At 63.1% G+C, this 13,240-nt stretch carries 13 protein-coding genes and 1 other RNA gene; 4 read left to right on the plus strand and 10 right to left on the minus strand.

The window, feature by feature from the left end; all coding sequences use genetic code 11:
* Positions 1 to 46: 46 nt before the first annotated feature.
* The 8 genes from mraY to rsmI all read right to left on the minus strand — a co-directional run bounded on the left by mraY (position 47) and on the right by rsmI (position 8,389).
* On the minus strand, positions 47 to 1,129 hold the full coding sequence (mraY, locus tag DU490_RS02520; RefSeq protein ID WP_114572767.1) for a phospho-N-acetylmuramoyl-pentapeptide-transferase: 1,083 nt from the start codon (positions 1,127 to 1,129) through the stop codon (positions 47 to 49).
* Positions 1,130 to 1,138: 9 nt separating this feature from the next.
* On the minus strand, positions 1,139 to 2,506 hold the full coding sequence (gene murF, locus DU490_RS02525; protein ID WP_114572768.1) for a UDP-N-acetylmuramoyl-tripeptide--D-alanyl-D-alanine ligase: 1,368 nt from the start codon (positions 2,504 to 2,506) through the stop codon (positions 1,139 to 1,141).
* Positions 2,499 to 4,013, minus strand: coding sequence for a UDP-N-acetylmuramoyl-L-alanyl-D-glutamate--2,6-diaminopimelate ligase (locus DU490_RS02530; RefSeq protein ID WP_114572769.1), 1,515 nt, complete (start codon positions 4,011 to 4,013; stop codon positions 2,499 to 2,501). Before DU490_RS02530 ends, murF begins: the two co-directional genes overlap by 8 nt.
* 31 nt (positions 4,014 to 4,044) lie before the next feature.
* A complete protein-coding gene (locus tag DU490_RS02535) occupies positions 4,045 to 5,754 on the minus strand; it encodes a penicillin-binding protein 2 (RefSeq protein WP_114572770.1) in 1,710 nt (569 codons plus the stop codon).
* Positions 5,751 to 6,080 (minus strand): cell division protein FtsL, encoded by a 330-nt coding sequence (gene ftsL / locus DU490_RS02540; RefSeq protein ID WP_114572771.1) that lies wholly within the window; start codon positions 6,078 to 6,080, stop codon positions 5,751 to 5,753. The genes DU490_RS02535 and ftsL overlap by 4 nt, the downstream gene beginning before the upstream one ends.
* Before the next feature lie 8 nt (positions 6,081 to 6,088).
* Positions 6,089 to 7,045, minus strand: a complete 957-nt coding sequence (rsmH, locus tag DU490_RS02545; protein ID WP_114572772.1) for a 16S rRNA (cytosine(1402)-N(4))-methyltransferase RsmH — start codon at positions 7,043 to 7,045, stop codon at positions 6,089 to 6,091.
* A gap of 49 nt (positions 7,046 to 7,094) precedes the next feature.
* Positions 7,095 to 7,459: RNase P RNA component class A (rnpB, locus tag DU490_RS02550), an RNA gene on the minus strand.
* A gap of 72 nt (positions 7,460 to 7,531) precedes the next feature.
* A complete protein-coding gene (rsmI, locus tag DU490_RS02555) occupies positions 7,532 to 8,389 on the minus strand; it encodes a 16S rRNA (cytidine(1402)-2'-O)-methyltransferase (RefSeq protein WP_114572773.1) in 858 nt (285 codons plus the stop codon).
* A 38-nt stretch (positions 8,390 to 8,427) separates the two neighbouring features.
* On the opposite strand from rsmI, the gene DU490_RS02560 reads away from it, so the two are divergent.
* The 4 genes from DU490_RS02560 to DU490_RS02575 are packed head-to-tail and all read left to right on the plus strand — an operon-like array spanning position 8,428 to position 11,795.
* A complete protein-coding gene (locus DU490_RS02560; protein ID WP_114572774.1) occupies positions 8,428 to 10,227 on the plus strand; it encodes a penicillin-binding protein activator in 1,800 nt (599 codons plus the stop codon).
* Positions 10,211 to 10,579 (plus strand): YraN family protein, encoded by a 369-nt coding sequence (locus DU490_RS02565; protein WP_114572775.1) that lies wholly within the window; start codon positions 10,211 to 10,213, stop codon positions 10,577 to 10,579. Before DU490_RS02560 ends, DU490_RS02565 begins: the two co-directional genes overlap by 17 nt.
* A 38-nt stretch (positions 10,580 to 10,617) precedes the next feature.
* Positions 10,618 to 11,211, plus strand: coding sequence for a phosphoheptose isomerase (locus tag DU490_RS02570; protein WP_114572776.1), 594 nt, complete (start codon positions 10,618 to 10,620; stop codon positions 11,209 to 11,211).
* A gap of 5 nt (positions 11,212 to 11,216) precedes the next feature.
* Positions 11,217 to 11,795, plus strand: coding sequence for a BON domain-containing protein (locus DU490_RS02575; protein WP_114572777.1), 579 nt, complete (start codon positions 11,217 to 11,219; stop codon positions 11,793 to 11,795).
* A 141-nt stretch (positions 11,796 to 11,936) separates the two neighbouring features.
* Here DU490_RS02575 and DU490_RS02580 read toward each other — a convergent pair whose 3' ends face one another.
* Together DU490_RS02580 and sspA are read right to left on the minus strand one after the other, a co-directional pair.
* Positions 11,937 to 12,431 (minus strand): ClpXP protease specificity-enhancing factor, encoded by a 495-nt coding sequence (locus DU490_RS02580; protein ID WP_114572778.1) that lies wholly within the window; start codon positions 12,429 to 12,431, stop codon positions 11,937 to 11,939.
* A gap of 45 nt (positions 12,432 to 12,476) precedes the next feature.
* Positions 12,477 to 13,109: a stringent starvation protein SspA gene (gene sspA, locus DU490_RS02585; protein ID WP_114572779.1), complete on the minus strand. Its 633-nt coding sequence runs from the start codon at positions 13,107 to 13,109 to the stop codon at positions 12,477 to 12,479.
* Positions 13,110 to 13,240: the final 131 nt, after the last annotated feature.

Raw genomic sequence — 13,240 nt, forward strand, 5'->3', positions numbered from 1 at the left:
CTCCTGTCCGTGGCGCAGGGTTCGAAAATAGGCCTGGCCTGGCGGCTCAGCGTATCTTCAGGGTGGCCAAGCCGATCAGCACCAATACCACCGTGATGATCCAGAAGCGCACGATGACGCGCGGCTCCGGCCACCCCTTGAGTTCGTAGTGGTGATGCAGCGGCGCCATGCGGAAGATGCGGCGTCCCGTCAGCTTGTACGACCCCACCTGGAGGATCACCGAGACCGTCTCCATGACGAAGATCCCACCCATGATGAAAAGCACGATCTCCTGGCGGACGATGACCGCCACCACACCCAGCGCCGCCCCCAGCGCCAGCGCCCCGACGTCGCCCATGAAGACCTGGGCCGGATAGGTGTTGAACCAGAGGAAGCCCAGGCCAGCCCCGGAAATGGTGGCGCAGAAGACCGCCAGCTCTCCGGCCCCGACGATGTTGGGAATCTGCAGGTAGCTGGCGAATACCGCATTGCCGCTGGCGTAGGCGAATACCGCCAGGCCCATGGCCACCATGACGGTGGGCATGATCGCCAGCCCGTCCAGGCCATCGGTGAGGTTGACGGCATTGGAGCTGCCGACAATCACCAGATAGGTCAACACGATGTAGAAGACCCCCAGTGGTATCACGATATCCTTGAACAGGGGCACGATCAGGCTGGTTTCCACCGGATTGCCAGCAGTGTAATAGAGCACCAGGGCGGCGATCAGGCCAATCACCGACTGCCACAGGTACTTCCAGCGTGCCGGCAGCCCCCTGGGATTCTTCTCCACCACCTTGCGGTAGTCGTCGACCCAACCGATCGCGCCGAAGCCCAGGGTCACCACCAGTACGATCCAGACATAGTGCACGCTAAGGTCCGACCACAGCAGCGTACTGACGGCGATGGCCATCAGGATCATCGCGCCGCCCATGGTGGGGGTGCCCGCTTTGGACAAGTGGGATTGAGGGCCGTCATCGCGTACCGCCTGGCCGATCTGCCGCTCGACCAGTCGACGAATCATCCAGGGCCCTAACCAGAGACAGAGCAACAGGGCCGTCATGGTCCCCAGGATCATCCGCAGGGTGAGGTAATTGAAGACATTGAAGGCGCTCTGGTATTGCGCCAGGAAGTTAGCCAGAAAAAGCAGCATGTGTTGCGTTCACCTTGATGCGTCAGCGCGTAATGCGGCCACGACCCGCTCCATTCCGGCACTGCGCGATCCCTTGATCAGTACGCTTGCCCCGGGGGGGAGTTGACTCAGGACATGGCGCGTCAGCGCGTCGCGGTCGTTGAAATGGCACCCACCCTCTCCGAAGGCTCTACTGGCTGGCTGCGCCAGCTCACCGCAGGTGCCGAGCACGTCGATTCCCAGTTCCCGCGCGTAACGGCCGACTTCGGCATGCAGTCGGTCCGATGCCTCCCCCAGCTCGCCCATGGCGCCCAGCAGGCACCATCGCGGCCCCGGCAACTCGGCCAGCAGCGACATGGCCGCCTTCACCGCACCTGGGTTGGCATTATACGTATCGTCAAGCAGTCGGCATCCATTGATGCCGGATTCCGGACTCAAGCGTCCCGGCATTGGCACAACCGCCTCCAGCCTGGCCAGTAGCGGCTCGGGGGCGAGCCCCAGCGCAATGGCTCCGGCCATTGCTGCCAGCGCATTGGCCACTCCATGGCGCCCCAGCAGGGCGAGCTGCACCCGCCCGCACCGACGTTCGTCCACGACAAGCGTGAAAGCATAGCGCCCCGAGGCGTCACAGGCCAGCTCGGCGGCATGCACCCGCGCCTCTGTGCTGAATCCGAAATCCATGACCGGTCGCGGAGCGGCAAGCCGCATCCATAACGGAAAGTAATGATCGTCGCGATTGAGGACGGCGATGCCGTCGTCACCCAGGCCTGCGAGGATCTCCGACTTGGCCTGGGCGATCCGGCCCATGCCGCCGAACTCACCGACATGGGCACCGGTGACATTGGTGATGATCGCCACCTGCGGCTGAGCGAGCATCGTGGTCCAGGCGATTTCACCCAGATGATTCGCACCAAGCTCCACCACTGCCTGCCGGTGGGCGGAATTCAGCGCAAGAAGCGTGAGTGGCACGCCAATATCGTTGTTGAGATTGCCATGGGTGGCCAAGGTCTCACCCGGCCGGCCCAGCAGTTGAGAGAGAATTTCCTTGACGCTGGTTTTGCCACTATTACCGGTCACCGCTACCAGCGGGCCGCCCCAGGCCCGGCGTCGTGACTGCCCAAGCAACCCCAGGGCCAGGCGGGTATCCGGCACCACCAACTGGGGCAGCGGGTCGTCCATGGGCTCCTCGACCATCGCCGCCGCCGCCCCCGCCTCCCGTGCCTGGGCGATGAAGTCATGGGCGTCGAAGCGGTCGCCGCGAAGCGCCACGAACAGGGCACCGGGAACCAGGCAGCGTGAATCGGTAACGATGTCAACCAATTGCCGGTCCACCCCCGGAGGCGCCACCCCAAGCGCGTCGGCCACTTCTGCCAACGTCGACAGTCCGAGCCTAGGCATCAGCATCGCTCCCACACCGCAGCAGCGCGACTTCGGCCCGCCGCGTATCACAGAATGGGTGGCGTACGCCATCGATCTCCTGGTAAGTCTCATGACCCTTGCCGGCGATCAATACCACATCATCGGCACCGGCCTCTGCCAGCGTCCGGTCGATGGCTTCGCCTCGCTCCGCAATAGCCCAGGCCTGGCGGCGGGCCTCGGCCGACAGCCCGTTCAGGACCTGGTCACGAATGGCGGCTGGGTCTTCGTTACGAGGGTTGTCATCGGTCACTACCAGACGATCCGCATGACGCTCAGCAGCCTGTGCCATTAATGGCCGCTTGCCACCGTCCCGATCGCCGCCACAGCCGAACAGACACCAGAGCCGCCCTTCGCCGGGCAAGTGACGGCGCAAGGCAACCAGCGCGTTTTCCAGAGCATCCGGCGTGTGTGCGTAGTCAACGATCACCGTGGGACAGCCGGCCCGGCGCAGCGTTTGCATCCGCCCCGGCACTGGCGGCAGACGCGTTGCCACCTCGAATAGCGTCGGCAAGGACTCTCCCAGGCCATAAAGCGTGGCGATGGCCAGTAGCACGTTGTCGAGATTGAAGCGCCCCATCAGCGACAGTTCGAGGGTCTTCTCACCCTCGGGGGTGGCCACCAGCGCCAGCTGACCGTGCTCGGAGGGCTTCCAGTCGAGCACACGCAGGGTCGCTGCGATGTTGTCACCAACGGCAAGCACCCGCACTCCCGGCGCCACACCAGCCAGCATCAGGCGCGCCAGGGGGTCGTCGGCATTGACCACGACAAGCGACAGCTCGGGCCGACGGAACAATCTTGCCTTGGCAGCCGCGTAGGCCGCCATGCTGCCGTGATAGTCGAGATGATCACGGCTCAGGTTGGTAAAGATCGCTGCCGTCAGTTGGCAGCCGTCCAGTCGCCCCTGCTCCAGGGCATGGGATGAGACCTCCATGGCAACGCGGTCGATGCCCTCCCGGGCCATCTCTGCCAGCGACGCCTGCAGGGCCAGTTGCCCCGGCGTCGTCAGGCCGCCCTCTGACAGCGCGGCAGGCCGCCCATGCCCCAGGGTTCCCACTAGCCCAGCATCCCGACCCAAGGCGGCGCTCAGCTCGGCAAGATAATGTGTCACCGAACTCTTGCCGTTGGTGCCTGTGACACCGATCAGCTCGACCCCCTCGGGGACCGCAAAGAGTTCATGACCCAGCTCGCCCAGGCGTTGACGCAGAAAAGGCAAGGCGAGCACCCGTGGATCCTCGGCGGATGCCGGCAAGGTTTCCCCGGGCTCGATATGGTAGAGCACCCACCCGGCACCGGCGTCCAGCGCGGCGGAAACGAAGGCTCGCCCGTCGGCACTGACCCCTGGAACGGCCAGGAAGATATCGCCCCGTGACAGGCGACGGCTGTCGAGCACCAAACGAACCGGCTCGCCCGGTGCTATGTCGGGAATCGGCAGGCCGGGCCAGCATCGCTTCATCGCAGCCTGAAAGCAGGAAGCACTCACCTCCATGGGATCACCTCTAACGGGAAGTGGCAAAGTGTCATCTTACGCGCTGGTCGGGCGGCACATCGAGCAGACGCAGTGCGCCACCAGTGACACGAGAGAATACCGGAGCCGCGACGGCACCACCAAAGTAGTCGCCACCACGGGGGTGGTCGATCATCACGATAGTAACGATGCGGGGGTCGGAGACGGGGGCAATGCCGGCGAACAGGCTACGATAGGCATCCTGCTCATAGCCACTAGCCGAGGACTTGCGCACTGTGCCAGTTTTTCCGGCTACCCGATAGCCAGGCACCCCTGCACGGCGACCACCCGTTCCCGGCTGGACGGACTCCTCCATGATGCGCAACAGATTGTAGGCTATCGTCGGATCGATGGTTGGGGTACCGTCAGGCCCCTCCGGCAGCCTGAGCAGGGAGGGAGGCATACGCACCCCGTCATTGGCGAGCGCCGTATAGGCACTGGCCAGTTGCAGCGCAGAGACAGACAAACCATAGCCGTAGGAGAGAGCGGCCCACTGGCTGCGCGACCAGCGTACCGGTGCCGGCATATGGCCGACAGCCTCGCCGGGAAAGCCCGTATCGGTGCTCTGGCCAAAGCCCAGCCGACGATAAAGCTCGGGCACCAGGGGTTCGTCGAGCTCGAGGACCAGTCTCGACATGCCGATGTTGGAGGATTTCTCGAGAATCCCGGCCAAATCCAGCCTGCCATAGTTGCGAATGTCGCGAATGGTGAAGCGGTCCAGCATCATCCAGCCGGGCGAGGTATCGACCACGACATCCAGGTCAAACTGACCACTCTCCATGATTGCGGCCATGGCCAGCGGCTTCACCACGGAGCCAGGCTCAAAGACATCGACGATAGCCTGATTGCGCAATCCTCGAGGGTCGAGGCCCGCTCGATTATTGGGGTTGTAGGAGGGCTGGTTGGCCATGGCCAGCACCTCACCGGTACGGGCATCCATCATCACCACGACGCCGCCATCGGCCTCGTGCTCGTCCACCGCGGCCATGAGCTCACGATAGGCCATGTACTGCAGCCGCTGATCAATGGAGAGCACCAGCTCGCCACCGGGCTGCGCTTCGCGAAGAATGGCCAGGTCACGCACCAGGCGACCGCGGCGGTCCTTGATCACGCGGCGCTGCCCCGGTGTTCCAGCCAGGTAGGGCTGATAGGCGAGCTCCACCCCCTCCTGGCCCATGTCATCCACATTGGTCACGCCCAGCAACTGAGCGGTCACTTCGCCAGCCGGGTAGTAGCGCTTGTACTCATGCTGGGCATAGACTCCGGCCATGCGCAGGCCAAGAACGCGCTGGGCTGCCTCCGGAGTCAACTGCCGACGCAGGTACATGAATTCGCGCTCGCTGAAGCGCTCCAGACGCGCTTCGAGATCGTCCGGTGACATGTTCAGGGACTGGGCCAGCATCAGCCGCTGGATACGATCCTCAGGCACTTCCTGGGGGTTGGCCCACAGCGTCACGACCGGTGTGGAGATGGCCAGCGGCTCACCGTTACGATCACTGATCATGCCCCGGTGGGCGGTGAGAGACTCTGTGCGCAGCGTCCTGGCATCCCCCTGCCCTTGCAGAAACGAACGATCAATGACATGCAGCGTGACGATGCGCCCTGCCAACAGCAGCATGCCGACCAGGACCAGAAAGAGGATCAGATAATAGCGTGCGCCGCCCATGGGAGCCGAAGGCGGGCGACGGCGCGGCGACACACCGCTGCGGGCTTCCCCGCTCATGGTCGGATGACCTCGACTTCGTTGACATGGGGCAGGCGCATTTCCAGCCTCTCGATGGCCAGGCGCTCGATTCGCGCTGGTGACGACCAGGCGCTCTCTTCCAACAGCAACTGCCCCCACTCGGTCTGCAACTGATCGCGTTCACGCTCGAGCTGCTGCAGGCGAGCATATTGCTCGCGAGTAAGATGGCTGACGTTGACCACCACTGTGGCAGTGACAAGGCAGGCCACCACCAGGCCCACCACCACCAGCAGGCCGCTGCTGGGCATACTGGCAGGCGCCCAGCGGGACAGGTTGGCGCGTGATGGTTGCAGTCCTTGCTTCATGCCCTTCCTCAGACCAGCTTGCGCGCTGCTCGCATGACAGCACTGCGGGCACGGGGATTGGAATTGACCTCTTCTCGTGTCGGGCGCTGGGCCTTGCCCAGCGGCTCCAGGCGCCGGGCCAGCTGATCGTCACGAATCGGAACGCCACGTGGCAAGTCAGTGTCCCCACGCACGTGCTCACGGATGAATCGCTTTACACGCCGATCCTCGAGCGAGTGAAAACTGATCACTACCAGATGGCCACCGGGGGCCAGGGCCTCAAGCGCCTCCTCGAGAGCCGCATCGAGTTGCTCCAACTCACCGTTGATATGGATACGTAACGCTTGAAAAGCGCGAGTCGCGGGATGCTTGCCCTTTTCCCAGGCCGGATGAGCGACCTTCAGCACCTCGGCCAGATCCGCTGTCCGGCTGAAGGGGCGCTCCGCACGACGCGTCACGACCGCCCTGGCCAGCCGCTTGGCAAAGCGTTCCTCGCCGTAGATCTTGAAGACATGGGCGATCTCGGACTCACCGGCACGTGCCAGCCAGGCAGCCACGCTCTCCCCCCGGGTCGGGTCCATGCGCATGTCCAGCGGACCGTCACGCAGGAAACTGAAGCCGCGCTCGGGGTCATCCAGCTGTGGCGAAGAGACACCGACGTCGAGCAGTACACCATCCAGCCTGCCATACAGGCCATGGCGTTCAGCCAGTTCACCAAGGCGCGCAAATTCTCCCTGCTCGATGGTGAAACGGGCATCATCGATATCCGCCGCTTCGGCAATGGCTTGGGGATCACGATCGATGGCCAGCAGCCGTCCCTCGGGGGCTAGCCGGGCGAGGATGGCCCGGGAGTGTCCGCCTCGGCCAAAGGTGCCGTCCAGATAGGCGCCAAAGGAGTTGTGAACGAGCGCCTCTACGGCACCGTCCAGCAATACGCTGGCATGACGAAAGCCGCGGTGGGCCGGTTCAGGTGCGGTTGACGACATGCGCTTCTCTGGATTGTCGGTCTAGGACCGGTAACGGAAGTTTGAAATCAGGGGGAGTCGGCCGATAAGCCGGGTTCTGTCGAGGACAGCCATTCATCTAGGGGCCGCGTCACCACGGCCCTCGAGCAACCTACCCGAACCCGACGCGGGCCACGTCATTGGGTTCCTATTTGGTCTTGCTCCGGGTGGGGTTTACCATGCCACGCACTGTTACCAGGCGCGCGGTGCGCTCTTACCGCACCCTTTCACCCTTACCGGCCTCCCGAAGGAGACGTAGGCGGTCTACTCTCTGCTGCACTTTCCGTCGGCTCACGCCGCCCAGGCGTTACCTGGCACCCTGCCCTATGGAGCCCGGACTTTCCTCCCCCGGCCGACCGCGAGGGCCGGCACGGCGGCGACTGTCTGGCCGACTCCGAGCGCAAGAATAACAGCGCACCGGAGCCCTCTCAATGTCTTTCCTCGTCATCGGACGCAGAGCCCGATGCGTCAGCGCGCATCCTTGAGGGCCTGAGCCCGGCCGTACCAGACCTTCTTGGGACCGCCCAGCAGCCTTGCCGCTACTCCTGCCGCCTGCTTGACACCGACATCCTCGGCCAGCAGCGCACCCAGCAAGGCATCGGCCTCGGCCTCGCCGGCTTCGGGGGCATCGCGCGACTCGGCTCCGGCTATCATGATGACGAACTCCCCCCGAGCCTGGTCCGGGTCGTCGTGCATGCGCGCCAGGAGGCATTCTGCACTACCATCAAGGAAAGTCTCGAATGCCTTGGTCAGCTCACGAGCCAACACCAGCCGGCGATCACCCAGCACACAGGCGATATCCGCCAGGGTATCGCGGATACGGTGCGGCGACTCGTAGAAGACCAGCGTCTCCTCGCGGGCCGCAAGCCCCTCCAGGCGTAGTCGGCGGGCACCGCCCTTCGCTGGCAGGAAACCCTGGAAGAGGAAACGGTCCGTGGGCAATCCAGCCCCCGAGAGGGCCGCCACCAATGCACAGGCGCCCGGCACCGGTACGATACGACGCCCCCGGGCACGCAGTTCTCGCACCAGCACGAAGCCGGGATCACTGATCAACGGCGTACCGGCATCACTGACAAGGGCGATATCATCGCCGCCTACCAGTCGTTCGTCGAGTTGAGCGACGCGCGCCGCCTCATTATGCTCATGGAGAGAGAGCATCGGCAACGCAAGCCCCAGGTGGCGCAGCAACCGTACTGTATGGCGAGTATCCTCGGCGGCTATTACCGCCACTTCGCTCAACACCCTGGCTGCACGCGGCGAGAGGTCTTCCAGATTCCCAATTGGCGTGGCGACAACGTACAATGTCCCCTGATTCACATCAGTCATGTCGGTTCCCTGGCAAGCTCCCCGGACAAGGAAGAATCATGCTGAAAATGCCCCGCGGCCTGCTGGCCACAGCGCTTCTGGCCATACTGCTGGCCGGCTGTGCACCTCCCGGCATCGTCGATCGTGTTCCCGACGACGACCCTGGCTATCTCATCGAGCTGGCGCGGCAGCAGGAGCCCGAACAGGCAGCGATGAGCCGCCTCCAAGCGGCCGACATCCTAGCACAACAGGGACAGCGCACCCAGGCGCTCGAGGTGGCAACCGATATCGACGATCAGCGACTACCCGCCGAATATCGCCTGCAGTGGGCCGTGCTGCTCTCCGAACTCGGCGAGTCCGAGGACGATCCCTGGGCGGTCATCCAGGCCGCGCAGCTGCTCGACGAAATCCAGGTGCCTCGTGATGCTGGCCTGATACTGCGTGAGCGGCATGGCCGGGCCCTGGCACAGGTCGATGAGGATCGCGCGGCTGCGCTGATCCTGATCAGTGTACAGAGCGAGACTGACAGCGAAGCACTAAACGACCCTATCTGGGCCTCGCTCTCTCGCCTTGAGGGACCTGAGCTTGCGTCCATGCGCGACGAAACCGATGCTCTGGGTCTGGGCTGGCTGGTACTCGCCAATCTGGCGCGAGAAAGTGCTGGCGACATCGAGCAGCTCTTCATGCGCCTCGATGAATGGCGCCAACGCAACGCCCACCATCCAGCCGCACGAAGCGTACCCGCAGACCTCATCGCCTTGCGCGACCTGCGCGGTCAGGAAGTCCGACATATCGCCGTTTTCCTTCCTGAATCGGGCCCCTTGGCCGGCGTGGCTGACGCAATTCGGGACGGCATACGCACCCATCACCAGCGTGCCGCCGAACGCAATGGCGGTGTTCGCCTGTCGTTCCTGGACACCAGCCGGGGCAGTATCGACGCCCTCTATGAGGAGGCACGTAACCGCGGCGCTCAGGTCGTCATCGGCCCCTTGGACAAGGACCTGGTGACGGAGCTCGAAAACCGCGACCGACTGCCGCTGCCTACCCTGGGCCTCAATTACGGCCACGGTGAGTCCAATCGCGCCGAGGGGTTCTTCCAGTACGGCCTGTCGGCCGAGGACGAAGCCCGCCAGGTGGCGAGACGGGGACGTGATGATGGCCATCGCAGTAGCGCCATACTGGTACCGGATAACGAGTGGGGGCGGCGGGTCGGCCGCGCTTTCGAGGAGCAGTGGCGCCGCCGGGATGGCATCATCACCAATGCGGTGGCCTACGATCCCCACGGCTCCGCCACAGAAAGTACACGCCGCGTTCTCTCCGGCGGTCGCCCGGACATGCTATTCCTGCTGGCACTGCCCAGCTACGCTCGCCAAGTCCCCCCGACCTTGGACTATTATGATGCGTCCACCCTACCGATCTATGCTACCTCGCACCTTTTCGAGGGTCGCCCGCAACCGCTGCTCGATCATGACCTGGATGACGTAAACTTCATCGACATCCCTTGGCAGATACCCGATGCCGCCGTCGGTGGGGTTGAGGCCCTGCCCTACCTCAGCAGTTATCAGCAATTGCACACAGACGCGGACCCCTCCGTCTTCCGCCTAATGGCCATGGGCGTGGACGCCTATGAGCTTGCACGCCGCCTGCCCCAGTTCCAGCTAATGCCGGAGAGTGAGCTGAACGGCGCCACGGGTCGGCTGACCCGCGCCGCCGACGGGCGCATTCAGCGCCAGCTACCCTGGGCACGCTTCCAGAACGGTGTGCCCCGGCCTATTCTGACCATCGACCTATTCGACACCGAGCCGATGGAAAACGGGCTTCTTGATCACGAGCCGTTCGCCAATGGCCAGCGGAACTGATGCACGGGCAAGGGGCGCTCGTATCGAGCGCCTCGCTGCCGATTGGCTCACTGCACGAGGCCTGGCGCTGATCGCCAGTAACCACCAGGTGAAAGGTGGGGAACTGGATCTAGTCATGCGCGATGGCGAGACCCTCGTCTTCGTCGAGGTCCGGCACCGTGCCGATATCCGACATGGTCACCCATTGGAAACCATCACCGCTACCAAGCAGCGTCGCCTGATACGTGCGGCGCGTTTTTATCTTGCACGCAACCGGCTATCATGTCCGTGCCGCTTTGACGCGCTGGCCGTGACCGGCACCCCACCCGCTCTCGACTTCGAATGGGTGCAAGGCGCCTTCGAAGCGTTCTGACCGGCCTGCCACAGAACCCAGGACCAGGACCTCACAGAATGGATTTTCAGCAACGCATACTCGGCCACTTCAATGCCAGCATCGACACCAAGACCTATGCCAGCGAGGTATTGCCGCCTTTCATCGAGGTAGCCAGCCAGATGATGGTCCAGTGCCTGGTCAATGAGGGCAAGATCTTGGCCTGCGGCAACGGCGGCAGCGCCGGCGACAGCCAGCACTTCTCCTCCGAACTGCTCAATCGCTTTGAGCGGGAACGTCCCAGCCTGCCGGCACTGGCCCTGACCACCGACACCTCGACGCTGACATCCATCGCCAACGACTATAGCTACAACGAGGTGTTCTCCAAGCAGATTCGCGCTCTGGGGCAGCCCGGCGACATACTGCTTGCCATTTCCACCAGCGGCAATTCCGGCAACGTCATCCAGGCGATACAGGCGGCCCACGACCGCGATATGACGGTCGTCGCTCTGACCGGTCGCGACGGTGGCGACATGGCATCACTACTCGGCCAGGACGACTGCGAGGTACGCGTCCCAGCCACCTCGACGGCGCGCATCCAGGAGGTTCACCTGCTGGTGATCCACTGTCTGTGCGATCTCATTGACGAACAACTCTTCGGTAGCAGCGAGTAAACACCATGGCCCTTACAAGATTGATTCCCCTCTTCCTGTCCACCTTCGTGCTGACACTGGCCGGCTGTACCACGGTGACCGGTGTCGCAAACCCCGGCACCATCGACGAGAACTATGGCAAGCGCACTCTCGGCGCCCAGGTCGAGGACGAGAGCATCGAGACGAAGATCGCCCATAACCTGCGCCGGAGCGATGCCCGCCTGGGGGACGCCCGCATCAATGTCGACAGCTACAATGCCATTGTACTGCTCACCGGCCAGGTGCCAAGCCAAGAGCTCCAGCAGAAGGCCACCGAAATCGCCCGTGACGTGCGCAACGTGCGCGATGTCCACAACGAGCTTTCCATTGCCGCCAATCTTCCCGCAAGCCAGCGCATGTCGGACACATGGATCAATACCCGCATTCGCACCAGCCTTGCCGCCGACGATACCATCGACACCAGCCGGCTGCGTTTCATCACCGAGAACGCCAGTGTCTATGTCATGGGCATCGTCACCCGTGCCGAAGCGGATCGCATCGTCAATGCCATTTCGCGCATCGGCGGGGTTCAGCGTATCGTCAAAGTTTTCGATTATATCGATTGACGCCAGCATCGAATGAAAACAACCGACGCAAAAACGGCAGGCCTAAGCCTGCCGTTCTTCGTATCGGTATGGCTCGCCAGACTGTGGCAGTGCCAGTTCAGCCGAAATAAGTCGGCCCCATGCTGCTGGCGTGAGGCTCTGCTACTTGATGACCCTGAGCGACGGGCGCCCATTGGACTTGGTTTTAGCCTTGGGCTTGCTGCTGCCCTCATCCTGGCGCGCCTCGCCCGAAGCTTCCGGTTCATGATCCTCGCGTTCAACGGTAGTCAGCTCAGGACGTTCGGCGGACTCTTCCATGTCATCGCCGCTTTCCACCTGAGGAATCACCGGCTCATGGCCAAACACCATGCCTACGCCGTTCTCACGGGCATAGATGGCGATCAGCGCAGGCATTGGCACAACTACCTGCATAGGCCGACCACCGAATCGGGCATTGAAGGTGATGGCATCATTCTCGATGTGCAGATCGCGCACTGCGGTTGGCCCCACATTGAGAACGATCTGGCCGTTCTGGACAAACTGACGCGGCACCACCACACCGGCCTGCTCGGCATCCACGACAACGTAGGGAGTATGCGCGTTGTCGAGAAGCCACTCGTAGAGACCTCGGGCGAGATAGGGACGGCTCGATAGCATCTTTGCTGCCCTCCTCCGTTTGAAGACGCCGGGCACAGCCCGACGTTAGAATCCGTTGCGCATTTCGCGCTCGGTCTCACTTAGAGAAGCAACAAAAGCATCACGCTCGAACAGCCGCTCCATATAGGTAACCAACGGCTGTACCTGTTTCTCCGGCAACTCGATGCCAAGCACCGGCAGACGCCACAGGATCGGAGCGATACAGCAATCGACCAGCGAAAACTCCTCGCTCATGAAGAACGGCACGTCCTCGAAGATTGGTGAGATGCCCACCAGGCTTTCGCGCAGCTCCTTGCGTGCCTTCTCGACGTCCTTCTTGGGCCCTTGCCCGATCTGCTCAACCAAGGGGCACCACTCACGCTCGATACGATGCATCCAGAGTCGGCTCTGTGCCCGAGCCACCGGGTAGACCGGGAGCAGCGGTGGATGTGGGAAACGCTCATCCAGGTACTCCATCATCACCTTGGACTCGTACAGCACCAGGTCACGGTCAAGAAGCGTGGGCACACTGTTGTAGGGGTTGAGATCGGCGAGTTCTTCAGGGCGCTTTTCGCCACTGACTTCGACAATATCCACCGCCACGCCCTTCTCGGCGAGTACGATGCGCACGCGATGACTGAAGTGATCATCGCTTCCGGAATAGAAGATCATCGACGACCGCTTGGCCACTACACCCATGAAACAATCCTCGCATCAATTCGAACCGGGATGATAACACGCACACGCATGGTCGTGCGTATGCGTTGCAACTGGCAGAAGACAAGACGCAAGGGGCGCATGGCACAACCGCCATACGCCCCTCCTTCACA

Source organism: Halomonas sp. DQ26W (assembly GCF_003339685.1).
GTDB lineage: Bacteria > Pseudomonadota > Gammaproteobacteria > Pseudomonadales > Halomonadaceae > Halomonas.